Genomic DNA, 23,156 nt, shown 5'->3' with positions numbered 1-23,156 from the left:
AACGGTCGAACCCAGCACGATACTTCGTACGGGGGAGCACGGTCGTTCCGTTCGACGGGAATACAGGGGTCGCGATGTCCGCGGAGCAAGTCGCACCATCGATCGACACTCCGCGCCACGTCACCTGGGAGTGGCTGTGCCAGGCCGTGGACGAGATCGGTCCACCCGGCCCGGGGCAGGGATTCACCCTTCACCCCTCACCCGCGGACAGGCGCAGCCCCACCCGGTGTTCGGTGCTCGCGTTGTCGCCAAGACCTGAATCCGCCCGCACCGCACGCCACTTCACCCGCAAGGCCGCAGGCGAGCTGGTGCCGGACGGCATCGTCGACGACATGGCGGTCACCGTGTCAGAACTCGTGAGCAACGCCCTGCGCCACGGCCAGACCTCCGCCACGGACCTGGCGCCGCAGCTGTCGCTCTGGATCGCCTGCTGGGCTCACTCGTCCCGCGTGGTCTGCGCGGTCACCGACGCCACCGATGAGGTCATCATGGCCCCGCGGGCCGATGAGTTCGCGGAGTCCGGTCGCGGCCTGCAGGTCGTCTCGGCGCTGAGCGAAATGTGGGGCTGGCACCCGCGGACGGGCGGCGGGAAGGTCGTCTGGGCTCTCTTCGTGGCCTGACGGTCAAATACGAACCAGGGCCAACTACGGACTGCCGAAAGGGAGTCACGTGGCCACGGCCGCCAAGGCGCGTTGAACCCAAGTCGATTGGGGTCGGCCGGTGGGGCAGGTGCGGTGAGCGGACGGCCGACGGCGTTGCGCACACCGTCGGCCGCCTCCGCCGACTCTCAAGCCCCTCGGATCCTCAGGCCCCCAAGACCCTCAGGCCTTGCGGCCGATTCCACATATCGCGTCCACCTCGGACAGGGAACGGCCCACGTCGATGGGCTCGGGGTGCCACTGGGAGGTGGGGACGATGCCGGGTTCGACCAGTTCCAGACCCTCGAAGAAGGCCGCGATCCGGTCGGGGCCGCGCAGATGGTAGGAGCTGGCCGAGTTGGCGTTGTAGACCGCGATCGCCTGGTTGAGCGCCTCGTTGGTGTCCGTGCCGTCGCTCAGCGCGAGATAGCTGCCCGCGGGAAGCGCGTCGAGAAGGCGCGTCACGATCGCCGCGGGCTCGTCGGAGTCGGGGATCTGGCCCAGAATGCCGAGCATGGTCAGCGCGATCGGCCGGTCGAAGTCCAGCGTGCGCGCCGCCGCCTCCAGGATGCGCTCGGGGTCACGCACATCGGCGTCGAGATACGCGCACGCGCCCTCCGGGGTGCTGGTGAGCAGCGCCTGCGCGTGCACCAGCACGAGCGGGTCGTTGTCGACGTACACGATCCGGCTCTCGGGGGCCGCGCGTTGGGCGACCTCATGGGTGTTGTCCACGGTGGGCAGGCCGGTACCGATGTCCAGGAACTGGCGGATGCCCGCCTCGGTGACGAGATGGCGCACGGCCCGTGCGAGGAAACGCCGTTGAAGGCGTGCCAGCAGCGCGATGTCCGGGAACATTTTCAGAATCATCTCGCCGGCCTGCCGGTCGGCGGCGTAGTTGTCCTTGCCGCCCAGCAGGAAGTTCCACACACGGGCGGAGTGCGGCCGGTCGAGCTGGAGCCGGTCGGCCAACGGGTCTTCGGAGGTCATGGGCAAAGCCTCACATGACGTGCCCGCTGCTGTCCGCCAATTCGCCCGCAGAACCGGCCCGTTGAGAGGAGAGCCCGCCCATATGCCATGGCGTTCCAGGCTGGATGGCCGAGGTTACGGACAGGGACCGGTCGCCGTCGCCAGCCTCGTCCTGATGGCGTCGGCCTCGGGCATGCCGAGTTCGGTGTAGAGGGCGAGCGCACGCTCGTAGCGGCGAACGGCGGGAGCGATGTCGCCGAGAACGTGGTGGGCGTCGCCGAGTCCGCCGTGGGCGCGGGCTTCCTCGCCCGGGCTGCCGATGTCCTCGGCGATGGCGAGGGCGTCGGTGTGGTGGGTGAGGGCGTCGCCGGGCCGGCCGGCGGCACGGGCGGCCTCACCGAGGCCGTTGAGCGCCCTGGCCTCGCCGTCCCGGTCGCCGTTCTGGCGGTAGAGGGCGAGCGCCTGCCGATGGCATTCGGCGGCCTGCGCGTGCTGTTCGCGCCGTGTGTGCAGGATGCCGAGGCTGTGCAGCACTCCGGCTTCGCCGTACCGGTCGCCGACCTCCCGGTTCAGAGTCAGGGCTTGCTCCTGGTGGCGGGCGGCCGAGTCGAGAAGGCCGAGTCGCGTCTCGACCGTGCCCAGGTCGTGGAGCGCATGGGCTTCCAGGTATCGGTTGCCGGTCAGGCGGAGCAGGGTCAGGGCCTGCCGGAGGTGGTCGGCGGCCAGTCCGTAGCGGCCCAACTGCCCCTCGATGTGGGCGAGGTCCTTGAGGGCGGTCGCCTCGCCCGACCGGTTGTCGACGCTCCGGTACAGCGCCAGAGCCTGTTCGAGGTACTCGACCGCCGGCAGGAAGCGGCCCAGCCGTTCGTCGAGGAGGCCGAGGTTGACCAGGGCGCGGGCCTGGCCGGTCGGGTCGCCGGCCTGCCGGAACAGCGTCAGCGCCTCCTGGAGATGCCGGCGTGCCGGTTCGTGCCGGGCCAGTTGCCAGTAGGTGGTGCCGAGGCCGAGCAGCGCCCGGGCCTCGCTCACCGGGTCGGCGATCCGGCGGGCGGCGTCCCGGGCGTGGCCGTGCATCGTGAGGCCGTCGGTGTGATGGCCGGTGATGAGGTGGCGGTACAGGGTGAGGGAGAGCCGGATGGCGTGGGTGGGCCGGCCGTGGGTGGCGGTGTGGGCGGACACCGCCGTCAGACACGTTCGCTCGGTGTTCAGCCAGGCGCGCGCGGCGTCGGGATCGGACAGGTCGGGAACGGGGGCGGTGGGCTCGGGAGTGGCGGGCCGTAAGTGGGCCTCGGCCGGGTGGAGGCAGTTCATGGCGGCGGACGCGGCGGCGAGGTAGTGGTCGAAGAGCCGGTCGAGCGCCGCCTCGCGGGCCTTCGGCCCGTCCTCGTCCGTGGCCAGGCGAGTGGCGTAGGCGCGTAACAGGTCGTGCATGCCGTACCGGGCGGACTCCACGCGCTGGACCAGATGGGCGCGGGCGAGGACGTCCAGGGCGCGACGGGTGTCCGCCAGGCCGCTGCCGGTCAGCGCGGCGGCGGCGTGGGCGTCGAGGTCGGGGCCGGGATGCAGACCGAGCAGCCGGAAGGTACGCACCGCGTTTGCCGGCAGATGGCGCAGCGACCAGGAGAACACCACGGCGACGGCGGCCCGGGGGTCGCCGTCCGCGTCGAGCAGATCCAACCGCCGCTGCTGGTCAGCGAGTTCGGCGACGAGATCGGTCAGCAGCGTGTCGGGACGGGCGGCGGCGAGCTCCGCGGCGACCCGCAACGCCAGGGGCAGCCGGGCGCACTGCGCGGCGAGGGCGTCGACGGCGTCGGGTTCGGCCTCGGCGCGGGGGCCGACGAGCCGGCGCAGCAGGGTGCGGGCGGCGTCGGCGGGCAGCAGGTCGAGGTCGAGACGGTGGGCGCCCTCCCGCGCGACCAGCCCGGCCAGGCTGTCGCGGCTGGTCACCAGCACCGCACAGGAGCCGGTGCCGGGCAGCAGCGGACGGACCTGCTCGACGGTGGCGGCGTTGTCGAGCACGATCAGCATGCGCCGGCCCGCGACCTCGGTGCGGTAGCGCGCGGCGCGCTCGTCCGCCTCCAGCGGGATGTCCTGCCCGGACACCCCGAGCGCGGTCAGGAACCGGACCAGCGCGTCGGGGGCGGTCATGGGCCGGTCGGGATCGTAGCCGCGCAGATTCACATACAACTGACCGTCCGGGAACCGGTCCCGGGCCCGGTGCGCCCAGTGCACCGCCAGAGCCGTCTTGCCCACGCCCGCCGTCCCGGACACCGCCGAGACCACCACCGCGGTCGGCCGCTCCGCAGCCGCGCCCAGGACCTTCTCCAGCCGGGCCAGTTCCTCCTCGCGGCCGGTGAACCCCGCTGCCTCCATGGGGAGTTGGGCGGGAACGACTCCGGCACGCTCGGTGCTGGTGCTGGTGCTGGTGCTGGTGCTGGTGCTGGTGGCGGGCGGTGTGCGATGGACAGCCGGTGCGGCGGCTTTCCCGCTCAGGATCGCCTGGTGTTCCCGCCGAGCCTCGGCTCCCGGGCCGGCGCCGAGTTCGTCGGCCAGCCGCTTGCGCAGGGCGGCGTAGCAGGCGAGCGCCTCCGGGGCTCGCCCGGCGGCGTGCAGCGCCCGCATCAGCGCCACGGCGAGCGGCTCGACCAGCGGGTGCTCGGCGATGAGAACGGACAGCGTGTCGACCACCACGACCTGGCCGCCGACGCGGAGTTCGGCGTCCGCCCAGGCCAGGACGGCGTCGATACGTTGGTGCAGCCAGCTCTCTCGGGTACGTGCCGCCCAGTCACCGGGCAGTCCCGCCAGCGGCGTGCCCTGCCACAGGCCCATGGCCTCCCGCAGCGTCGCCACCCGCACCGCGTCGGAGCCGTCGGCCTGACGGGCATCCGCGACCAGGCTCCGGAATCGGTGCACGTCGACCAGTTCGGGCGCGATGTCGAACCGGTAGCCTCCCGAGCCGCGCAGCAACGACGGCACGGCGTGCGGGCCGTCGGCGCCGCGGGAGAGGTGCGGGGCCGTGTCCGCGAGGACACGCCGGATACGGGCGATGTGGGCGTAGAGCGTGGCGCGCACCCGCGCGGGCGGGTCCTCGCCCCAGACCCGGTCGATCAGCGTCTCGGACGCCACCCAGCGGCCCGCGTCCACCAACAGCGCCGCCAGGACCGTACGCCGCTTGGCGGGACCGAGATCCACCCGGCCGCCCGACACCCATAACTCCACGGGCCCCAGCAGCCGAAATCCCGTCACACCGCCTCCCCCGCCCCACCCCACGTGCTTCACATCTTCTTCACCGGGCGTCACCCAACCACCCGGCCACCTGCGAGGCAAGATTCACGCAAGCTTCTCAGCCACCTCCCTCCTCCACGGTGTTCACGGCAACCCGCCGCGCCACGGGCAACTTCCGTCCCGTGGGCGGCCCCCGAGTGATGGAGAACACTGAGAATGAAGCGGATCCTGGCCAAGGCCGGCATCGCCCTGGGAAGCGTGGCCCTGGCCACCACTGGCGCACTCATCACCGCTGCCCCCGCGAACGCGGCGTTGTCGGACTGTCCCGCCGGAGGACTGTGCGCCTACCTCGGCGTCAATGGCGCGGGCGACCCCGGCGTGGTCTACGGCGACAACACGAACCTGCTGCAGTACAACAAGTTCAACAACGCCGAGTCCCTGTACAACAACGGCAACAGCTGCAACGTCCGCATCTACTCGGGCACGGGCTACACCGGCTCCAGCTACGTGCTCGCCCGCGGCTACTACAACGGCTCCCTGGCGAACACCGTGTACTGGCACAACGTCGCCTCGAACGACTGGTGCGTGTGAGCACAACCACGGCGCGACGGACACTCCTCACGGTGCTCCTTGTGCTGACCGCGGCCGGCTGCTCCCTCAAGGGGGAGCCCGGCCGCGGGCCCGTGGCACTCGACGTCCGACCCCTGTCGGGTGCCACCGCGTTCAGCCACGCCGATGCCGTACGCCTGCACGACCGTGAGGAACGTGCCGTCGCCGCCTGCATGCGCTCCCGCGACCAGACGTACACGGCACAGCCCCGGACCGCGTCCGCGCGCAGCGAGGAGACCAACCCCTACGGGCTGCTCACCCCGGAGAAGGCAACCCAGGACGGCTACGGCATCGTCGGTGAGTACCTGTACCAGCGGTCCACCCCTGTTCCGGCCGACGAACCCCGCAAGACGGCCTGGCAGCAGGCCCTCACCGGCACACCGGCGCACCGGGTGAGCCTGCGGCTGCCCGACGGCGTCAGCCTGGAGTACTCCACCGACGGCTGTGTCGCCCGGGCACGCGCCGAGGTGTACGGGGCGGACTGGAACACGGTGGAGCCCGTCACCGTCGGACTGGCGAATCGTGTGATCGGCGCGGTCGAAGCGGACTCCGGCTACCGTGCCGCTGTCCGACGCTGGTCCTCGTGCATGACGAAAGCGGGGCATCCGGCGAAGGATCTCCAGTCCCCTCGCAAGGCCATCGACTCCCGCCTGCGGAAGGCCACGTCGGATGAGGAGGCCCTGCGTGCGCTCGGCCATGACGAGATCCGAACGGCGCGCGCCGACGCGGACTGCCAGGTCGAGACGGGGCTGTCCGAAGCCGTCAGGGACGTGCAACGGGCAGTCGAGAAGCGCCTGCTGACGGCAAGTGAAAGAAAGACCGTGGCGAGCTACGTGGCGGACAAACACAGGGCCCTGACCACCGGACTCGCATGAGCGACCGGCCTCCCCAGAGGCCGGCGTTCCTCCGTGCCGCTGTCTTCGATCGGGGCGGCGGGCACCGCGTCGTCAGGGCAGGATCGAGTCGACGTATCCTCCGTCGACCCGCAGGGCGCCGCCCGTCGCGGCAACCGAAGCCTGGTCGGAGCTGAGGTAGACGACCATGTGGGCGATCTCCTCGGGCTCGATCAGCCGCTGCAGGAGGGACTGCGGCCGGTGCTTCCGCATGAATTCGCGCTGGGCCTCGTCCCAGGGCAGGTCGCGGTCGACGAGTTCGTAGACGAAGTCCTCGACGCCGCCGGTATGGGTGGGGCCGGCGATGACCGAGTTGACCGTCACCCCCGTGCCCGCCGCCTGCTTCGCGATGCCGCGGCCGACGGCGAGGAGCGCGGTCTTGGACATGCCGTAGTGGATCATCTCGGCCGGGATGACGATCGCCGAGTCGCTGGCGATGTTCAGGATCCGGCCCCAGCCGCGCTCCGTCATGCCCGGCAGATACATGCGGGACAGCCGCACCGCTGCCAGCACGTTCACCTCGAAATAACGCCGCCACTCCTCGTCGCTGATCTCCAGCGGGTCGGCGGAGCCGAAGATGCCGAGGTTGTTGACGAGGATGTCCACCTCCGGCAGCACCTCCAGGACGCGCTGCGCGCCCTCCTCGTTCGCCACGTCGGCGGCCACGGGCACAAAGGAACCACCAGGCACCTCCGCCACCAGCCGCGCCACGCCCTCCGCGACCCGCTGCCCGTCCCGGCCGTTCACCCCCACACGGGCACCCGATCGCGCGAGCCCGGCAGCGATCGCCGCACCGATGCCCTGCGTCGAGCCCGTCACCAGGGCGGAACGTCCCGCCAGGTCGATCCGCATGTGGAACCAGTCCCCTTGTGCGTCTGTCCGTTCTGCATACCGGTACGTCTGCCGTCAGCCTGGCCGCAGCACGATCAGCCCGCCACTCCGGGCACTGGCTCTCACCTACGAGGCGAGTGCGGCGACCAGCAAGTCGTATGCCTGCTGGTCAAAGGCCACGAGCCTGACCTGTTCAACGCGTGCCGAGGAGAACCGGAGGGTTGTGACGGCGATTTGCGCTGCATGCATTGCCGGGAACCCGTAAACGCCGGTGGCGATCGCTGGAAAGGCGATGGACTTGGCGCCCACTTCGTCCGCGACTTCAAGGCAGCGCCGGTAGCAGGAGGCAAGGACCTCAGCCTCGCCGTACTCGCCGCCTTCCCAGACCGGACCGACGGTGTGGATGACGTGCTTGACCGGCGGGTCGAGGTCGAAGGCCGGCGTCGCCACAGCGTCACCAGGCTCACACGGACCGATCGCGGCGCCCGCGACCGCGAGCCGTCGACCAGCTGCCCGGTGGATGGCGCCGTCCACGCCGCCCCCGCCCATCAGCGACTCGTTCGCGGCGGTGACGATGGCGTCCGTGTCCTGAAGCGTGATGTCGCCCTGAACGACCTCGATCGCAGCCATGCCCTGATGATGCCACCAGTGCCGAACGCATACCGGCGGTCGTACGGCTGTGGGCCGGTGCTCAGGCGGTGGTGTCGTCGTGGGCGAGGTTGCCGCCGAGTTCGCGGGAGGCTTCGGCCTGGGCGAGGAGTTCGTTGGCCTTGGCCTTGACGCCTTCGATGGCGTCGGCGCCGGCGACGAAGCGCTGCAGAGGCTTGTCCTGGTCGGCGATGGCGAGCAGAGCGCGAGCGAGCTTGGCGGGGGCGCCGGTCTGTTGGCCGGTGCTCGCGCAGGACGGGCAGCTACGGAGGCGTGGCGGGGACGGGTGACCATGTAGGCGCCGTCAGCGACGTCGTCGGGGGCCAGGACCTCGGTCGTCTCGTAGAAAGGGGTGATCATCGCGCCCTGGATCTCGGGCTTGTTGTGCGAGCCCAGCTCGGTGTCCACGCCGCCCGGCTCCAGGACGCCGACGCGGACATGCCGCCGGGTGACCTCCTGACGCAGGGACTCGGTGAACCCGTTCACGCCGAACTTGGTGAGGTTGTGGACGCCGTAGCCGTTCCAGGCGACACGGCCGGCGATCGAGCTGATGTTGACGATGTCGGCGACCCGGCGCGGACTGTCCTCGGCCGCCTTCAGCAGGCGTTGTCCTTGACCACCTGCGCGGTCAGCGCCGATCCGTCACTGAAGGTCACACCGGATCTCAGGTGGAAGGTGAACGTCGTCGTGTCCGCGCTGATGTCCCAGCTCTTGGCCAGCCACGGCACGATCCTGCCGGTCTTGGGGTCCTCGTCGGTCAGGGAGTCCACGATCTGACGCAGCGAGTAGATGGTGTCGTTGCTGCCCACCTGCTGCGGATCCACGCAGCCGGCGTCGGAACCCACCGCGAAGGTCAGGGTGCCACCGGACCGGGGCTGGGAGTCGCCGTTGCCCGAGCCTGCGCTGCTGCTCGACGAGCAGGCGCTCAGCAGGAGGCTGCCGGTCACCAGGGCGGCGAGTGCCGACCATCGGGCGGGTCGGAAATCCGGATGTGACATCACGGAAGGGGTTCTCCTACGTCAAAGTCACCGCACACGTGCTGGTGCAGGGCGCGGCGATGCGTGGAAGGCGCCGACCGGGGACGGGTCGACACCGTTCAAAGGGGAAAGGTTGCGCCGATGACGGCGTGACGGTGACTGCGCCTACCAGGGCCGGGAGCGAACGCCGGCCGGCAAGGGGGTGTCGTCAGCCGCTACACAGGCAACTGGTGAAGCGCTGCAGATCGATGTGGCGTCGCCGCGAGAATCCGGAGAACGTCACCGCAGCCGCGATCGAGGCACTCAGACTGCCGCCGGTGTGCCGCACGCTGGTCCTCCCCGTCTCAGGCCCGATCACCGGGCCACGCGTTTGCGGGATCGGTGACCCCGCCGGGCTTTCACCTGGAGCACCCCACCGCGGAGGAGGGTTGCCGATCAGCGAGCCAGGGCTTGACGCTGACACTCAATGCCGCTCGCGATCTTACGGAGCGGCTTCTCTATCCGTCAATATCGCAATCGAATCGGACAACTCGCGGCAATCAAAGGACAGTTGCGAAGTCACGGGGACGGCTGAGAGTGCCCCTCCCCGGCTTGACCTTGACGTGTGCGTCAACTCCTAACGTCGGTGGGCGCCGCACGTGGTGTGCGGTCCTCCTCCGACCGGTCAGGAGCCCGTTGATGTCCGCATCGCCCATCCCCGCCACTCACCGCGAGGTCCGCCTCGCCTCCCGTCCCGAAGGCGCCCTCAGCCCCGACCACTTCACCGTGACGGAGGTCCCCGTCCCCGAGCCGGCACCCGGACAGGTGCTGGTGCGCAATCGGATGATGAGCGTTGCCGCCTCACTGCGCACTCTGATGAAGGAGGACGCCGGGATGCCGCTGCCGTCGTTCGAAGTGGGCCGGCCACTGTCGGCTCCGGCCCTCGGCGAGGTGGTGACGGCTCCCGGCGGGGAACTGCGCCCCGGTGACCTGGTGTCGCACTGGTCGGGGTTCCGCGAGTACGCGGTCGTGGACATGAGCACCGTGCAGCCCGTCGACCTGGCGGCTCTGCCGGACCTGGTGGCGCATCTGTCGCAGGGGCCGTCCGCGTGGATCGGCGTCGTCCGGGGAGCCGAGGTGCGGGAGGGGGACACGGTGTTCGTCTCCGGCGCGGCAGGCGGACTCGGCACCCTGGCCGGGCAGTTCGCCCGCCTCCGCGGGGCCGCGCGCGTCATCGGCAGCACCAGCTCACAACACAAGGCCGACTACCTGGTCGAGACACTGGGGTATGACGCGGTCGTGCTCCGCGGAGCCGGTCCGATCGAGGAGCAGCTGCGCAAAGCGGCCCCCGAGGGCATCGACGCGGTCGTGGACAACGTCGGCGGGGAGCAGCTCCAGGCCGCGCTGGCCCTCGCCCGCCCGGGTGCCCGGGTGGGCCTGGTCGGAGCGCTCTCCGCACAAGTGCTGGGCGAGGTCACGGCATCCGTCGAGATCGACACCTACTCGCTCATCCTGCGGGGCGTCCGGATCCGCGGCATCAACGGCACCCACCACCGGGACGCACTGGCGGAATACCCGGAGGTGTTCGCCCGTTCCCTCCGCGAGGGCACGATCACCATTCCGCACACCCGCCTGTCGGGAATCGACCAGGCGCCCCGCGCGCTCATGGAACTCCTCGAAGGGCGCCACATCGGCACGGTGGTGGTGGAGCTGTAGCCGCTGGACACCTGCCCCTGGAGGATGGAATGCGCATCGGCGACGCGGCCGCGGCCTTGGGCGTCACCCCTCGTACCCTGCGCTACTACGAGCAGCGCGGCCTGCTCACGGCACGGCGAACGTCGTCAGGACAGCGTGAGTACGGAGAGGAGGACGTACGCCGTCTGCGCGCCGTCCGCGAACTGCTGGACTCCGGCCTCACCATCGGCGATGTACGAATCCTCGTCGACATCCTCGACGCACTGCCCGACGGCCCGCCGGTGCCCCCGCCCCGCGTCGACACCGACTCGGACACGTGCCTCGTCCCCCAGGTGGCCCTGCGGCGACTGGCCGAACTCGATGCGCGGATCCGCCGGCTGACGGACCTGCGCGACCGCCTCGCCGGCCAGCTCGACGAACGGTTCGGCGCCCTGGTCGGCGAACTCATCGGCCCTGTCCCCGAGGACGGCAGGACACAGTGCTCCTAGGGAGCTTGTGACTGCCGTCGCGGACGGTTCATCGTCCCGCTCGGTAGTACACCGCGCCGGACGGCGCGAGCGGCTGCCTGCCGCATATCCGGTCCGCGATCTTCTCGGCCATCATCATCACAGGGGCGTTCAGGTTCCCGGTGACGACCTTGGGCATGATCGACGCGTCGGCGATGCGGAGGCCGGATACCGCGTTCATCCTGCCCTCGCTGTCCACGACGGCCTCGGCGTCGACGCCCATGCGGCAGGTGCCGGACGGGTGGTACGAGGTGCCGGTGGCCCTGCGGATCCACGCTTCGAGGTCGCGGTCGCCGCTCACGTCCGGGCCCGGGTTGAGCTGTTGCGGCCGGAACTTCTGCATGGCGGACTGGCCGACCACCCGGTCCCGCATCAGCCGTACGCCGTCGATCATGTCCTTCAGGTCCCGGCGGGCCACGTAGTGGTGGAAGACGGTGAGCGGCGCGTCGGCCGGGTTCTTCGACCGCAGCTTGACGTAGCCGCGGCTCTCGGGGCGCGAGAGGTCCATCCAGACCTGGAAACCGGGCACCGGGACGAGCTTGCCGTTCACCAGCTTCCGGGTGAGCGGCAGGAATTCGTACTGCATGTTGGGGAAGTCGAGGTCGTCGCGGGTGGACAGGAACGCGCCGGCCTCGAAGAAGTTGGTGGCGCCCAGGCCCCTGCGCAGCAGCAGCCACTCGGCGCCCAGTCTGGCCCGGCCGAACAGGTTGAGCTGGGCGGTGAGCGAGTCCTCGTGCGCGGTGCCGAACTGGATGTCCACGCCGGGGTGGTTCTGGAGGTTGCGGCCCACGCCGGGCACGTCCGCCACGACGTCGACGCCGACCTCACGCAGGTCGTCGGCGGGCCCGATGCCGGAGAGCAGCAGTAGTTTGGGCGTGTTGACGGCGCCCGCGCACAGGATCACCTCGCGTTCGCAGGTGGCGCGGCGCGGACCGTCTGGGCCCGCCAACTCGACACCGGTGGTGGCGCCGTTCTCCACGAGGACTCGCGTCACCAGGGTCTTGGGCAGCACGGTGAGGTTGGGGCGCCGCATCGCGGAGCCCAGGTAGGCGCGCGGGGCGCTCCAGCGGACGCCGTCGTGGATGAAGGACTGGGCGATGTGCATGCCCTCCTGCCGGTAGCCGTTGTGGTCCGGCGTGACCTCGAAGCCGCTCTGCTCACCGGCGCGCAGGAACGCGTCGTACAGCTTGTGCTCGGCCTTGGCCCGGCTGATGTGCAGCGGGCCGTCGCCGCCGCGGAACTCGTCCGGGCCGTCCTCGAACGTCTCCATCCTGCGGAAGTACGGCAGACAGTGGGCGTAGTCCCAGTCCTTGAGGCCGTCGGCCGCCCAACCGTCGTAGTCCATGGGGTTGCCGCGGTTGAAGATCATGGCGTTGATCGACGACGAGCCGCCGATGACCTTGCCGGCCTTCTCGTCGATCAACTTGCCGTGCAGGTGCGGCTCGGGGCCGGACTGGTAGCCCCAGCCGATCCGCTTGTTCTGGTACACGAACGGCAGGCCGCCCGGCATGGTGATGAAGAGGTGGCGATCGGAGCCACCGGCCTCCACCAGCAGTACCTTCACCGAGGGGTCCTCCGTGAGGCGGGCGGCCACGATACAGCCGGAGGAGCCGGCGCCGACGACGATGTAGTCGAACTTCACGTCCACTGACTCCATGGCTCCTTAGATGATTCCCTGTTCGGGGAGGGGCGCGCCGTCTGTGAGGCGCTGCCAGCCGAAGCGGGTGAGGTCGATGGTCTGGTACGACCCCTTCACCAGCAGCTCCGCCATCGCGCGGCCGCAGCCGGGCGCGTGCATCAGGCCGTGGCCGGAGAAGCCGGCGACCAGGTGGAAGTTGGCGAGACCGTCGGCGCCGGGGCCGATGATGACGTTGCCGTCGAAGTCGTTCTGGTCGTACAGGCCCGGCAGCGTGCTGGTGCAGCGGGTCCGCTCGAACTGTGGGAAGCGGTGGGCCAGGGCGGGCCACACGGCGTTCTCGAAGTAGCCGCGGTCGACATCGAAGTTGTAGCCGCGCGGCTCCGCGAGCGTCGGCACGCCGCCGGAGTAGCCGCCCCCCTCGGGGCGGAAGGCGAGGCGCTGGGTGTCCTTGAGGTAGGGCAGCGGCTCGATCGGGTCCTGGGACTCGAAGTAGTGCTCGAAGCGCCGTAGCGGTTCGATGGGCACCTTGATGCCGAGCATCGCGCAGACGTCCTTCGCCCAGGCACCGGCGGCGTTGACGAACTGGGCGGCGTCGATCCGCCGCCCGGACTTCAATACGGCGGTCGTGACCTGGCTGCCCTCGCGGACCAGGCCGGTCACCTCGTCCGCCACGAAGTGGGCGCCGAGCGACTTGGCCTTGTTGCGGAAGCCCATCAGCACGCTGTGCGGATCGAGCCAGCCGTCGTCCGGGGAGAACACGGCGCACCCCAGATCGTCGACGTACATGGACGGGAACTTCTGCTTCAGCTCGTCCGGTTCGAGCCAGACGACGTTGCAGCCCGCCGCCCGCTGAATGTCGAAGTTCCTTTGCAGGGGGGCGCGTTCGGAGGGCGGGACGATGAACAGGTAGCCGTTCTTCTTGAAGCCGATGTCGGCCTCGACCCCGTCGACCGCCATGGTTTCGGGGAACTCCTCGAAGAAGTCGATGCTGTACTTCGACAGCTCGATGTTCTCCGGGAGGTGGAACAGCCGCCGCACCCCGCCGGACGCGCGGGGAGTCGACGCCAGGTCGTAGTGGGGGTCGCGTTCCACGACGGTGATCTCGGCGCTCGGGTCGAGGAGTTTCGTGTAGTAGGCGACGGCCGCACCGATCGCCCCTCCGCCGATGACGACGATGTCGGTTCTCATGCCAGCCGACGCTAGGCCGGGTCGTCCGGCGGCCGCATCCACGGCAGAGAGGAGAGATTTCCAGGGCGTTCGACATCTGTCGAATCCGTGGCGAGGCCCGTGGCGCTGTCGATGACGAACCCGGGCGCCCTATTCCTCGACGCTGCGATAGGCGGCCAGCCACAGGGCCAGTTGCAGGCTGGTCCGGCCGGCCCCGGAGCGCAGGTCGACGCCGGTCAGTTCGCTGATCCGGTTCAGGCGGTAGTAGAGCGTGGTGCGGTGGACGTGCAGTTCCTCGGCCGCGGCGGCGACCTCTCCGCCGTGGTCGAGGACGACGCGGGCCGTCGTCATCAGGTCGTCGCGCGACTGTTCGAGGAGTGTCTCGGCGCCCGGGTGCACCTGCGCGACGGTCAGGGAGTCGGGGGCCTCCACGATGAACCGCCAGGCGCCCAGCTGGTCCCACGACACCCTGTCCAGCCGCGCGCCGGCGGCGAGGGCACGGCGGGTGGCCGCCGCCCGGCGGACCGCCTCACCGAGGTCGGCCAACGGCACCGCGCCGCCGCTCGTCGCGTTCCGCACGCGGCCGCCCACGACATGGGCGCTCATGGCACCGGGCAGCGGCCAGCCGCCCGCCGCCGGCGGGGCCTCGACCTGCACACACGCGTCGGACGGCAGATTCTCCAGCCGGGTGAGTTCACGCGCGGCGTCCTGGTCCGGGCCGCGCAGCAGGCGGTCGATCAGCTCGCCGCGCTGCCGGTGCCGCTGCTCGGCCGAACTGCGGGTCTTCGCCATCGCTTCGGCGGCGAGTTCCGCGCAGTCCACCAGCGCGGGAAGGTCTGCCTCGGTCAGGGCGTCGTCGGGGTCGAGGACCCACAGGAAGCCGATCGCCCGGCCCTCGTAGCGGACCGGCATGCACCATCGCGCCCACATGTCGGCCTCGGGGATCGCGGGCGTGTGCACCGGCTTCGTCGCCTGGGTGAGCCTGAGCCGCTGCACCACGGCGGCGGCGGGCGGCTCCACCCGGCGGTCGAGGATCGTCCTCATCCGGGTGCCGTCGACCGCACCGCGGGTGCTCCACCAGACGGGATGCTGGTCGATGTCCTCGATGAGTACCGACAGGCCGACCGTGGACGCCAGATCGTCCACCACGGCCTGCATGTCGACCGGCTCCATCAGAGGTTCCCCTTCGCTGCCGTCGGCCCGCGCCCGGGCTCGTAAGGCGAGGACCTGGCCGGTTCGACAAGTGTATGAAGGGCGGTCGAAGATTCCACACCGCCTCCGAAGCCCGCAGGCAAGGACGCTCCTAGGGTCGAGTCACACCGGATCGACACCGCCATCGGAGCCCTGCCATGACCGAACTCGCCGCGGCGCTCGCCGAGGTCCGCACCGCCGCCCACGACGTGCCCAACCTCATCGGAGGCCGTGAGGTCCGTACCGGCCGCACCCTGCCCATCGTCACCCCGCACGAGCACGCCGTCCGGCTCGGGCAGGTCCACCACGCCTCCACCGAGCACGTGGCCGAGGCCGTCGCGGCGGCGACCGACGCCTCCCGCCGGTGGGGCCGGCTCGGCCGGGAGGAGCGCGCGGCACCGTTCCTGCGGGCGGCCGAGATGCTGGAGAACGGCGGGCCGTGGCGCGAGCGGCTCACCGCCGCGGCGATGCTCGAACTGTCCAAGACCCAGGGGCAGGCCGAGGGCGACGCGGTCGCCGAGACGGTCGAGCTGATCCGGGCCAACGTCGCGAACATGCGGGCGATGTACGACGTACAGCCCTTCTCGCCGGAGGGCGTCCGCAATCACGTCGAGTACCGGCCCCTGGAGGGTTTCGTCCTCGCGGTCTCGCCGTTCAACTTCGTCTCCACGAACAACCTTGCGTTCGCGCCCGCCCTCCTGGGCAACACGGTGGTGTGGAAGCCCGCCGAGAGCGCCGCGCTGACCGCGCACCTGTCCCTGCAGTTGCTGCGCGAGGCCGGCCTGCCCGACGGGGTCGTCAACATCGTCCACGGCGGCGGCGCCGAGCTCGGCCCGGCCGCCCTCACCCACCGCGACCTCGCCGGCGTCCACTTCACGGGCTCCACCGCCACGTTCCGGCAGATCCTGCGCACCGTGGGCGAGAACGCCGACGGCTACCGCAACTACCCGCGCGTGGCCGGGGAGACCGGCGGCAAGGACTTCATCGTCGCCCACCCCTCGGCCGACCTGGACGCCCTCGCGGTGGCCTGCGTGCACGGCGCGTTCGACTACCAGGGGCAGAAGTGCTCCGCGCCGTCGCGGCTGTACATCCCGCGCAGCCTGTGGCCCGCCCTCAAGGAACGGCTCGTCGAGCTGACCCGGCGCCTCGTGGTCGGCGACCCGACCCTGCCGGGGACCCACATCGGCGCCGTTATCAGCGCCCGCCAGCACGCCAAACACGCCGGGGCTCTGGCGAGGGCACGGGCCGAGAACCTGGTCGTCGTGGGCGGCACCACCGACGACTCGGTGGGCTGGTTCGTCGACCCCACCCTCCTCGAAGTGACCGACCCGCACTCGCCGTTCATGACCGAGGAACTGTTCGCCCCCGTCACGGCCGCGTACGTGTACGAGGACGCCGACTGGGAGAAGACCCTGCGCCTCGTGGACGAGTCCACCGCCTACGGCCTCACCGGCGCGGTCTTCGCCGTCGACGAGGAGGCGATCACCCAGACCTGCGATGCTCTGAGGTACACGGCCGGCAACTTCCACATCAACGACCGGCCGACCGGTGCGGTGGTCGGGCAGCAGCCGTTCGGCGGCTCCCGCGCTTCGGGCACCAACGACAAGGTGGGCACGGTGTGGAACCTGATCCGGTTCACCAGCCCCCTGACTGTCAAGCGCCCCGAGCGGCCGGAGCGTACGCCGTGGCCGGCGGCCTGATCGGCTGACGCGGCTGCAGGGGAGGACCGGGTCACGGCGCGGCCGCGCCCTGGGCTCGGATGACGTACCCAAGCACCTCGCGCGAGCAGCGGCCGGCCTCGGCGCCCCGCGCTCCCTCGCGAAACTGGGCGTCACCGAGCACGACTTCGACGCGATCACCGCCCAGGCACAGGCGCAGCCCTACGCCAACCCACGCCCGGTCACTGAAGGAGCCCTCCGCTTCCTCCTTACGGACGCCCTGGGCGGAACGCTCGCGCTTTGACGGCTCGAATGCTCCGCACCGCTCGGCGTTCAGAAGGGAACCGCACAGCGCAGGATGCCGAAGGACGGTCGGCGCCACCCGTCGATCGTCCCCCTGTGCTCGCCAGGGTGACCGTGCGCGGGCCGCCGACCAACCGCGCTCGGTGACCGGCGCACAGTGATGTCGCCGATGAGCGGGCTTCCGGTGGCTGGGTCGACGACGCCCAGACCGACGGAGTCGGGTTGGCGGCTGGGGGCGGTGCGGGCCCGGACGACGTGGCCGCCGATCTCGATCGCGACCTTCCACGATGTCCGGCTCATCGTGCCGTCTCAGTTGCGTGCCGCTCGGTCCAGGGAAGGGCCAGGCCGCCGCGTGCGGTGCGTGGGACCAGGTGGCCGTGGGCGTGTTCTTCGCGACTCAGCTGTCTCATGAGGCAACGGGAAGCGGCCGTTGACTGCACTCGAAGGAGTGAGCCAACGGCCGCTCTGGGCAGGAGGGTTCAGCGTGCTGCTGCCTCGGCGGGGGCTGAGAGAGCTACCGACGAAATGCGGTTCGCGGGGTGACGGGATGAGGCGGGCATCAGTTGGTGGGGCGGCCATGGGCATGTCGTCGGTGGCCCGGCAAGGGCCGGGTTGCTCGGCGCTGACCGGCCGCACCCCCTGGATCTCAGCGGATGGCCCGCATCCGCGTGTGAGGCGGCGGTGCGCCCGGGGAATGAGCACCCCTCTGAGGCCTGGAGGCTGGTTGGGTCACGGCACGATGGGCAGGAACGCGCGGGAGTCGAATCGTCCGCCGGTGCGGATCGTGTGGTTGCCGGCGTTTCGGGTGGGCAGCTCGGTCGTGAAACCGGCCTGGCCCGTCCGCGCTGCCGTTATCGGCCCCGCGAAGTGCCCCGCGATTTCGAGGACGAGGTTCTCACCGGGGTGGATGAGCATCCCGGTCGGCCACAGTCCCAGGTCGAGTTGGACGGGTACCCCGGGTTCGACGAGGTCCTCCTGCTGGTGGGAGAGGTACGGCTCCAGCGTCGTCGACCTCTGCTGGTCGAGGGCCCGGTGGGAGGCGCGGATCCGCCCGAGCGGACCGGGGTAGGCGAGCGCGGACGGAAGCTTGCCGTCCTGCTCGAGGGACAGCACCATCTCCTTCAGCGCGGGGAACACGAAGTGGAAGAGCGGCTTTCCGTCGGCGTCGGTCTTGTACAGGGCGGCGAAGAGGTCGAGGTCGTTTCCTTCGCTGGTCTCGATCCAGAACCGGACGTTGAGCGGACCGAGCAGTTCCGTCTCCTCTTCGACGGTGTACCGGAACGTCGCGGACGCCGTGGGATCGGTCGCCGCGTAGGAGACGGACGACTCGGCGGCGGGCTCGTCCTTCGTGAGCCGGCCACTGGCTGCGTCGAGATAGAGCGTCGTCGGTGTGACGGCCACCGGAGGCCAGGAGTCCGCGATCCGGTGCGTGTCGTCCTTGCCTCCCGGATCGAGCACGGCGTACCGGACGCGCGGAGTGGCCTCCCAGCCGTTGTCCTCGTCCTTGAGGTAGCGGTCGAAGAAGCGCCTGAGGTCCTCGACGCTCTCCGGAGCGACGAGGTCGAGCCACTCATGGTTGTTGTGCAGCCGAAGCCACTTGTCGTCGGTCCCCAGCTGGTTGAACGCGTTGAGCGTGCCGCGGGGGTGGAGGGGATTGGTCCAGCTCGCCACCAGGTAGACCGGGATGTCCACGACGGACAGATCGGCCCGCTTGTCGGCCCAGTACGCGTCGTAGGTCGGGTGGTGGCGCAGCATCTCGGTGAAGTCCTCGAAGCGGCCCGTTCCGTGGAGGCAGCCGAGGATGTCCTCGTCGTGGAACACCGTGTCGGGGATGCCGCCGCGCGCGACGACGTCACGGTAGACGTCGGTCCCGCCCTCCCACGGTGCGATCGCCGTCAGATGCGGCGGCCGGGCGGCCGCCGCCGCCCACTGTGCCATGGCGAGCTGGGAGTTGCCGGCCATCGCGACCTTGCCCGTCGCCCATTCCTGGGCGGCGATCCACTCGACCGTGTCGTACACGTCCCTGCCGAGCGCGGTGCTCGGGAAGATGAAGTCGCCTTCCGAGTGGCCGGTGCCGCGCGAGTCGACCACGACCACCGCGTAGTCGTGCTCACACCAGTAGCCCGGGTCGGGGGCCTCGAAGGACTGAAGTCCGGAGACAGAGTCGGCGGGTGCTCCGAAGTTGGTGACCGCCATGTTGGTGTTCCACAGCCCGCCGCGCTTGCTGTACGGGGTGTAGACCAGGATCACCGGGACCGGTCCAGCGCCGGCCGGCCGGTAGACGTCTCCGTACAGCGTCGCCCCGTCGCGCAGCGGGATCGCCACGTCCTCCAGGACCTCGATATTGACCGGGACGGGGCGCGCACCCTCTGCGTTGACGCTGCCGGCCGGGACGATCCGGGTCCCCGGGGCGAGGTCCGGGATCGGGGGATTGGACCGGTCCAGTGGGGTGGCCGGCCTGTAGTGCACCTCGAAGTCGAGGTTGTCGTGCTTGCGTACGTCCATGACTGCATCACCTTCGGTTCCGTGGCCGACCACCTGACGGGTGCGTCCGGGGGTCACTCACTCAACCAAAACATGGCGCATATTTTCTCGTCAACACAAAATGGTGACCCATATTGACCTCGGGCTCCGTACGATCTCTGCATGAGCGCATCATTCGAGGACGAGACCTCGCCCTCCCCTGTGCTCCGAGAACTCGTGCTGGACTTCCTCGGTCTGCACGTACTCGGCCGGGCGCAGCCCAGGGGCAAGACGGGGTAGCCGGTTCCGATCCAGGCGTTCGCGGCCGTGCTGGGCGCGCTGGGCGTCTCCGGCTCGGCCATGCACACGACCCTGAAACGCATGGCCGCCCGCGGCCTGCTCGCCAGGCACAAGCAGGGCCGCACCAGCTCCTTCGAACCGACCGAGGACGCCCGGCGCTGCTGCGTCGGGGCCGGGACCGGATGTTCTCGCTCGCGCCGTTCGATCACGCCGAGGCCATCTGGACGGTCCTGAACCGTCCTGTTCCGGAGAGCCTGCGCAACGTGCGCTACCAGGTTCAACACCGGCTCTCCTGGGCGGGCTTCGGAACAGTCCAGGCCAACCTCTGGGTCGCACCGGGCCGGATCGACGTCGAGGAACTGCTGGGCGACATCCTCCCCGGGGAGGCGCTCGGCCTGATGCAGGCCTTCCACGGCACCCCCACCTCGCCCAGCAGCCCTGGGCAACTGGTGTACGCGGCCTGGGATTTGGAGGCCCTGCGTACCGCGCACCTCGGCTTCCTGGCCCGCTGGGAAACCACGGACCCCCCGGTCCACCGAAGCCCTCTCCCAGCTGCTACTGCTCAACAATGACTGGGGGCGGCTGCTGCGCACCGACCCCGGACTGCCCGCCGCCTGCCTGGACAGGGACTGGCCTGCGGAACGCTCCACCCGGACATTCCAGCGGCTTGAGGCACAACTCGGCCCGCGCGCAGACGAACAGCTGTAGAGGCTGATGGGTACTGGAGCGGACGGCTGACCAGCTCAATTCCACCATCGGGCGCCGACGGAACGGTCATATCGGCCTGACGGCGGAATGGCATAACGATGTGCGCGCACAAGTTCAGCAGTGATCCGCTCCATCGAGTCTCCGAATACCAGACGGTCGCCGTCAATGCCCGGATCCAGATCCACGCGGTCGTAGCGGCCGCAGGTCTGAGTGCTGAGGCCCGCCGATGAGCTCATGTGCGCCATGCGCCCCGGCGCCGTCGCCGGGGCGCAGTGCCAGGTGATCGAGTGGGACGGGTCGGCTCCCTCCGAGCGGGCGCGGTCTACGGCGAGGGCTGGCACGACGGTGGAGCCGCCGCCGAAAGCGGCAGGCGCCGGCTCGGTGCCGACGCGACCAGGCTCACTGTGCGGACGCGAGGCGACCGGACGGGTCTGGGCGCGGGATGATTCGCCGGAACTCGGCGGACTTCCGCCGGGTCGACCGGAGTTGGGGTGCTCGAGTCGCTGCCGGGTCAGGCCCGCGAGGAGAGCGAGCGACCGCCGGGATCATTCGCTCCAGTGCTCCAGGACGCGTCGCTGGATCTCCTGCGGGAAGATGAACCGGAAGGAGCTGCGGCCCTCACGGCCCTCCTCCACCGAGGGGACCAGGGCATCGTAGGTGACCTTCGGGCCCTTGGAGACGCGCCGCTCCTCGGGCGTGTACATGTGCAGCAGCGGAAGGACCATGCCCTCGCGCACGATGCGCCGTCCGGTGGGGTGCACCCGGGTCGCGAGCGCCCACGTCAGCTCGCGGACGTCCGAGGCGTCGACGTCGTCGTCGAGGACGAAGGTGCGCGGTAGGTGGATCGCGATGCGCTGGGCGTCGATGACGTCGGTGATGCGCTGGGCGAACTCGCCGCTGGAGACGCCGGGGAGCTTGTCGCGCCAGTCCGCGGCCACACTGACCACCAGGTTGTGGGTGGCGGCCTCGAAGGGCATCCACGCGGAGGTGACGGGCAGGCCTGCCGCGCGCAGCACAGCCAGCAGCTCGGCGGAGATGGTGACGCCGCAGGCCGTGTGGTACTCGTCGACCGGTTCGCCCTCGACTACGGTGGGCCAGATGGGATCGTCGCGGTGGGTGATGGCCTCGATGGTGTAGACGGGCTGCATGGAGGTCCTGTCCGGGCGGTAGCCGGCGAACTCGCCCATCGGTCCCTCGGCACCGGTGCGCTCGACGGACAGGTGCCCTTCGATGACGATCTCTGCGCTCGCGGGGACCTGCAGGTCCAAGGTCTCGCACTGGACCAGTTCCATCGGCTCGCCGAGCAGCGCACCGAGGTAGCCGGCCTCTTCGACGCCGTCCGGCAGCGGCATGCCGGAGATGAAGGGCAGGGCCGGATCGCCGCCCTGGACCAGGGCGAACGGCATCGGCTCGCCGCGTTCCGCCCACTGCTGCCACACGTAGGCGATGTGCTGGGGGTGCTCCACCAGGCCGGTCATGTGCTTGCTGTCGATCATCATGATGCGGGCGATGGCCCAGTTGGTGAAGGAGCCGTCCGGGGTGCGGCAGATGATGGTGCCCCAGGTGTTGACGTAGGGGCCGCCGTCGCCCTCGTGTAGCAGGGGGGTGGGGAACCGGTCGAGTGAGGCGTCCTCGCCGAGCAGGATGTTCTGCTTGCAGGGCCCGCTGTCGACCAGCACGGGTTCGATGGGTTCGCGGGTGCGAGCGTCTGCGAGGGCGTCGACGATCTCGCGGGCGCCGGCGTCGGCGTCCAGGCCGAGGGAGAGTGCGATACGGGCCAGGGGGCGGCCGGGGGTGGAGCTGAGGGCGGCGGGGGCGCCGAGCAGCCGGTAGCCGGGGGCGGTGCCCTTGATGTTGGTGAACAGGGGGGCCGGGGCGACGGTTTCGTAGGAGTGGCGGATGATCGCGCCGATCTCCAGGTCCGGGTCGACGAGCCGGTCCACGGTGCGCAGGTCGCCCAGTTCCTCCAGGACTTCGAGGTAGGCGCGGAGATCCTTCGGGTGGGGCATGGGAGTTCCTTTCAAAGGGGCGGGCCAGGCATGCTGAGGCGCGGGGCGTGGGGCGCGGGACATGGCGGGTTGTGCCGTCCCTGCCGGGGTCCGGCAGTGGTTCAGCCAGCCGCCTGGCCGGGGGCGGTGCCGTCGAGGGCGGTGAGCGGTCGGGGCCGGTCGGCGCGGGCGGTGACGGGTCCCGACCAGCGGACCGCGCGCTCGCTGTCGAGGCCGAACTGGTCCATCATCCGGGCGACGATGTGGTCGACCACGTCGTCGACGCTCGCGGGCCGGTTGTAGAAGGCCGGCATGGGAGGCAGCAGGCTGACGCCCATCCTGGACAGAGCCAGCATGTTCTCCAGGTGGATGCTCGACAGCGGGGTCTCCCGCACCACCAGGACCAGCCGCCGCTGTTCCTTCAGGTGGACGTCGGCCGCGCGGGCGATCAGGTCGCTGCCGTACCCGGCCCGGATCGCGGCGAGCGTCTTGGCGCTGCAGGGGGTGATGACCATGCCGTCGGTGCGGAACGATCCGCTGGAGATCGACGCCGCCTGGTCGTCCGGTCCGTGTACGACGTCGGCGAGCCGGGCCACCTCGCGTGCCGTCCAGTCGGTCTCCAGCTCGATGGTGGCGCGGGCCCAGCGGCTCATCACCAGGTGGGTCTCCACATCGGGCTGTTGACGCAGTTCCTGGAGCAGTCGGATGCCGAGCACGGCTCCCGTGGCACCCGTCATTCCCACGACCAGCCGTCGCATGACCTTCTCCTATC

Annotated in this window: 23 protein-coding genes, 1 pseudogene and 1 riboswitch; of the genes and pseudogenes, 10 read left to right on the top strand and 14 right to left on the bottom strand. The window is 70.4% G+C overall.

The genetic code is table 11. The annotated features are described in order from the left end of the window. The first annotated feature begins 74 nt into the window (after positions 1-74). Positions 75-620 (top strand): ATP-binding protein, encoded by a 546-nt coding sequence (locus AC5DRG_RS01660; protein WP_491807514.1) that lies wholly within the window; start codon positions 75-77, stop codon positions 618-620. A gap of 201 nt (positions 621-821) precedes the next feature. Here AC5DRG_RS01660 and AC5DRG_RS01655 read toward each other — a convergent pair whose 3' ends face one another. Then, positions 822-1,625 (bottom strand): SAM-dependent methyltransferase, encoded by an 804-nt coding sequence (locus AC5DRG_RS01655; protein WP_491807513.1) that lies wholly within the window; start codon positions 1,623-1,625, stop codon positions 822-824. 114 nt (positions 1,626-1,739) lie between these two features. Further along, entirely contained in the window at positions 1,740-4,850 is a 3,111-nt protein-coding gene (locus AC5DRG_RS01650; RefSeq protein ID WP_491807511.1) for an AfsR/SARP family transcriptional regulator, read from the bottom strand. Between the two features lie 195 nt (positions 4,851-5,045). Here AC5DRG_RS01650 and AC5DRG_RS01645 point away from each other — a divergent pair, with 195 nt between their 5' ends. Further along, on the top strand, positions 5,046-5,420 hold the full coding sequence (locus tag AC5DRG_RS01645; RefSeq protein ID WP_491807510.1) for a peptidase inhibitor family I36 protein: 375 nt from the start codon (positions 5,046-5,048) through the stop codon (positions 5,418-5,420). Then, complete coding sequence (locus tag AC5DRG_RS01640) at positions 5,417-6,313, top strand: hypothetical protein (RefSeq protein WP_491807509.1); 897 nt, start codon at positions 5,417-5,419, stop codon at positions 6,311-6,313. Before AC5DRG_RS01645 ends, AC5DRG_RS01640 begins: the two co-directional genes overlap by 4 nt. 72 nt (positions 6,314-6,385) lie before the next feature. On the opposite strand, the gene AC5DRG_RS01635 is transcribed toward AC5DRG_RS01640, so the two are convergent. Then, complete coding sequence (locus AC5DRG_RS01635; protein WP_491807508.1) at positions 6,386-7,183, bottom strand: SDR family NAD(P)-dependent oxidoreductase; 798 nt, start codon at positions 7,181-7,183, stop codon at positions 6,386-6,388. 105 nt (positions 7,184-7,288) lie between these two features. Next, the gene (locus tag AC5DRG_RS01630) at positions 7,289-7,792 is read right to left on the bottom strand and encodes a macro domain-containing protein (protein WP_491807506.1); all 504 of its coding nucleotides are present in this window, start codon (positions 7,790-7,792) and stop codon (positions 7,289-7,291) included. Positions 7,793-7,871: 79 nt separating this feature from the next. Here AC5DRG_RS01630 and AC5DRG_RS01625 point away from each other — a divergent pair, with 79 nt between their 5' ends. After that, positions 7,872-8,108 carry a hypothetical protein gene (locus tag AC5DRG_RS01625; RefSeq protein WP_491807505.1) on the top strand — a complete coding sequence of 79 codons (237 nt, stop codon included), beginning with the start codon at positions 7,872-7,874 and terminating at the stop codon, positions 8,106-8,108. A 53-nt stretch (positions 8,109-8,161) separates the two neighbouring features. Here the strand turns inward: AC5DRG_RS01625 and AC5DRG_RS01620 are convergent. From AC5DRG_RS01620 to AC5DRG_RS01610, 3 genes and pseudogenes are all read right to left on the bottom strand, one after another. Then, a pseudogene (locus AC5DRG_RS01620) lies at positions 8,162-8,353 on the bottom strand (SDR family NAD(P)-dependent oxidoreductase); the annotation flags it as partial. Between the two features lie 53 nt (positions 8,354-8,406). Next, on the bottom strand, positions 8,407-8,808 hold the full coding sequence (locus AC5DRG_RS01615; protein WP_491807504.1) for an ABC transporter substrate-binding protein: 402 nt from the start codon (positions 8,806-8,808) through the stop codon (positions 8,407-8,409). Positions 8,809-8,995: 187 nt separating this feature from the next. Then, on the bottom strand, positions 8,996-9,070 hold the full coding sequence (locus AC5DRG_RS01610) for a putative leader peptide (RefSeq protein WP_491812943.1): 75 nt from the start codon (positions 9,068-9,070) through the stop codon (positions 8,996-8,998). 78 nt (positions 9,071-9,148) lie between these two features. Then, positions 9,149-9,258, bottom strand: a riboswitch (SAM riboswitch). 207 nt (positions 9,259-9,465) lie between these two features. Between AC5DRG_RS01610 and AC5DRG_RS01605 the strand changes: the two genes are divergently transcribed. Continuing rightward, positions 9,466-10,482: an MDR family NADP-dependent oxidoreductase gene (locus tag AC5DRG_RS01605; RefSeq protein WP_491807502.1), complete on the top strand. Its 1,017-nt coding sequence runs from the start codon at positions 9,466-9,468 to the stop codon at positions 10,480-10,482. Positions 10,483-10,511: 29 nt separating this feature from the next. Continuing rightward, positions 10,512-10,949 (top strand): MerR family transcriptional regulator, encoded by a 438-nt coding sequence (locus AC5DRG_RS01600; RefSeq protein WP_491807501.1) that lies wholly within the window; start codon positions 10,512-10,514, stop codon positions 10,947-10,949. Positions 10,950-10,977: 28 nt separating this feature from the next. Here AC5DRG_RS01600 and AC5DRG_RS01595 read toward each other — a convergent pair whose 3' ends face one another. The 3 genes from AC5DRG_RS01595 to AC5DRG_RS01585 all read right to left on the bottom strand — a co-directional run bounded on the left by AC5DRG_RS01595 (position 10,978) and on the right by AC5DRG_RS01585 (position 14,946). Further along, a complete protein-coding gene (locus AC5DRG_RS01595; protein ID WP_491807500.1) occupies positions 10,978-12,624 on the bottom strand; it encodes a choline dehydrogenase in 1,647 nt (548 codons plus the stop codon). A 6-nt stretch (positions 12,625-12,630) separates the two neighbouring features. Then, entirely contained in the window at positions 12,631-13,794 is a 1,164-nt protein-coding gene (locus AC5DRG_RS01590; protein WP_491807498.1) for an NAD(P)/FAD-dependent oxidoreductase, read from the bottom strand. Between the two features lie 129 nt (positions 13,795-13,923). Beyond that, positions 13,924-14,946 (bottom strand): PucR family transcriptional regulator, encoded by a 1,023-nt coding sequence (locus AC5DRG_RS01585; RefSeq protein WP_491807497.1) that lies wholly within the window; start codon positions 14,944-14,946, stop codon positions 13,924-13,926. Between the two features lie 176 nt (positions 14,947-15,122). On the opposite strand from AC5DRG_RS01585, the gene AC5DRG_RS01580 reads away from it, so the two are divergent. Continuing rightward, the gene (locus AC5DRG_RS01580) at positions 15,123-16,664 is read left to right on the top strand and encodes an aldehyde dehydrogenase family protein (protein ID WP_491807496.1); all 1,542 of its coding nucleotides are present in this window, start codon (positions 15,123-15,125) and stop codon (positions 16,662-16,664) included. A gap of 291 nt (positions 16,665-16,955) precedes the next feature. On the opposite strand, the gene AC5DRG_RS01575 is transcribed toward AC5DRG_RS01580, so the two are convergent. Both AC5DRG_RS01575 and AC5DRG_RS01570 read right to left on the bottom strand, forming a co-directional pair. Continuing rightward, positions 16,956-17,225, bottom strand: a complete 270-nt coding sequence (locus tag AC5DRG_RS01575; protein ID WP_491807495.1) for a hypothetical protein — start codon at positions 17,223-17,225, stop codon at positions 16,956-16,958. A gap of 429 nt (positions 17,226-17,654) precedes the next feature. Beyond that, a complete protein-coding gene (locus AC5DRG_RS01570; RefSeq protein WP_491807494.1) occupies positions 17,655-19,430 on the bottom strand; it encodes a CocE/NonD family hydrolase in 1,776 nt (591 codons plus the stop codon). A gap of 267 nt (positions 19,431-19,697) precedes the next feature. On the opposite strand from AC5DRG_RS01570, the gene AC5DRG_RS01565 reads away from it, so the two are divergent. From AC5DRG_RS01565 to AC5DRG_RS01555, 3 genes are read left to right on the top strand one after another with little or no spacing between them, the layout of a single operon-like run. Beyond that, the gene (locus AC5DRG_RS01565) at positions 19,698-19,922 is read left to right on the top strand and encodes a hypothetical protein (protein WP_491813394.1); all 225 of its coding nucleotides are present in this window, start codon (positions 19,698-19,700) and stop codon (positions 19,920-19,922) included. Further along, positions 19,871-20,260 (top strand): hypothetical protein, encoded by a 390-nt coding sequence (locus tag AC5DRG_RS01560; RefSeq protein ID WP_491807493.1) that lies wholly within the window; start codon positions 19,871-19,873, stop codon positions 20,258-20,260. The genes AC5DRG_RS01565 and AC5DRG_RS01560 overlap by 52 nt, the downstream gene beginning before the upstream one ends. Then, positions 20,154-20,396 (top strand): PaaX family transcriptional regulator C-terminal domain-containing protein, encoded by a 243-nt coding sequence (locus AC5DRG_RS01555; protein ID WP_491813393.1) that lies wholly within the window; start codon positions 20,154-20,156, stop codon positions 20,394-20,396. The genes AC5DRG_RS01560 and AC5DRG_RS01555 overlap by 107 nt, the downstream gene beginning before the upstream one ends. A 545-nt stretch (positions 20,397-20,941) precedes the next feature. On the opposite strand, the gene AC5DRG_RS01550 is transcribed toward AC5DRG_RS01555, so the two are convergent. After that, entirely contained in the window at positions 20,942-22,405 is a 1,464-nt protein-coding gene (locus tag AC5DRG_RS01550; protein ID WP_491807492.1) for a UbiD family decarboxylase, read from the bottom strand. 101 nt (positions 22,406-22,506) lie between these two features. Further along, a complete protein-coding gene (locus tag AC5DRG_RS01545; protein WP_491807491.1) occupies positions 22,507-23,142 on the bottom strand; it encodes a non-oxidative hydroxyarylic acid decarboxylases subunit B in 636 nt (211 codons plus the stop codon). Positions 23,143-23,156: the final 14 nt, after the last annotated feature.

This window comes from Streptomyces sp. JLBG701, assembly GCF_058544905.1.
Note: the sequence above shows the minus strand (reverse complement) of the source record. Positions and strands in the feature narration are given on the sequence as shown.

Excerpts from the sequence above, each read along its gene's own strand:
- AC5DRG_RS01660 (WP_491807514.1), top strand. The coding sequence starts at position 75 with ATGTCCGCGGAGCAAGTCGCACCATCGATCGACACTCCGCGCCACGTC.
- AC5DRG_RS01655 (WP_491807513.1), bottom strand. The coding sequence starts at position 1,625 with ATGACCTCCGAAGACCCGTTGGCCGACCGGCTCCAGCTCGACCGGCCG.
- AC5DRG_RS01645 (WP_491807510.1), top strand. The coding sequence starts at position 5,046 with ATGAAGCGGATCCTGGCCAAGGCCGGCATCGCCCTGGGAAGCGTGGCC.
- AC5DRG_RS01635 (WP_491807508.1), bottom strand. The coding sequence starts at position 7,183 with ATGCGGATCGACCTGGCGGGACGTTCCGCCCTGGTGACGGGCTCGACG.
- AC5DRG_RS01630 (WP_491807506.1), bottom strand. The coding sequence starts at position 7,792 with ATGGCTGCGATCGAGGTCGTTCAGGGCGACATCACGCTTCAGGACACG.
- AC5DRG_RS01615 (WP_491807504.1), bottom strand. The coding sequence starts at position 8,808 with ATGTCACATCCGGATTTCCGACCCGCCCGATGGTCGGCACTCGCCGCC.
- AC5DRG_RS01605 (WP_491807502.1), top strand. The coding sequence starts at position 9,466 with ATGTCCGCATCGCCCATCCCCGCCACTCACCGCGAGGTCCGCCTCGCC.
- AC5DRG_RS01600 (WP_491807501.1), top strand. The coding sequence starts at position 10,512 with ATGCGCATCGGCGACGCGGCCGCGGCCTTGGGCGTCACCCCTCGTACC.
- AC5DRG_RS01595 (WP_491807500.1), bottom strand. The coding sequence starts at position 12,624 with ATGGAGTCAGTGGACGTGAAGTTCGACTACATCGTCGTCGGCGCCGGC.
- AC5DRG_RS01590 (WP_491807498.1), bottom strand. The coding sequence starts at position 13,794 with ATGAGAACCGACATCGTCGTCATCGGCGGAGGGGCGATCGGTGCGGCC.
- AC5DRG_RS01585 (WP_491807497.1), bottom strand. The coding sequence starts at position 14,946 with ATGGAGCCGGTCGACATGCAGGCCGTGGTGGACGATCTGGCGTCCACG.
- AC5DRG_RS01580 (WP_491807496.1), top strand. The coding sequence starts at position 15,123 with ATGACCGAACTCGCCGCGGCGCTCGCCGAGGTCCGCACCGCCGCCCAC.
- AC5DRG_RS01575 (WP_491807495.1), bottom strand. The coding sequence starts at position 17,225 with ATGAGCCGGACATCGTGGAAGGTCGCGATCGAGATCGGCGGCCACGTC.
- AC5DRG_RS01570 (WP_491807494.1), bottom strand. The coding sequence starts at position 19,430 with ATGGACGTACGCAAGCACGACAACCTCGACTTCGAGGTGCACTACAGG.
- AC5DRG_RS01560 (WP_491807493.1), top strand. The coding sequence starts at position 19,871 with ATGTTCTCGCTCGCGCCGTTCGATCACGCCGAGGCCATCTGGACGGTC.
- AC5DRG_RS01550 (WP_491807492.1), bottom strand. The coding sequence starts at position 22,405 with ATGCCCCACCCGAAGGATCTCCGCGCCTACCTCGAAGTCCTGGAGGAA.
- AC5DRG_RS01545 (WP_491807491.1), bottom strand. The coding sequence starts at position 23,142 with ATGCGACGGCTGGTCGTGGGAATGACGGGTGCCACGGGAGCCGTGCTC.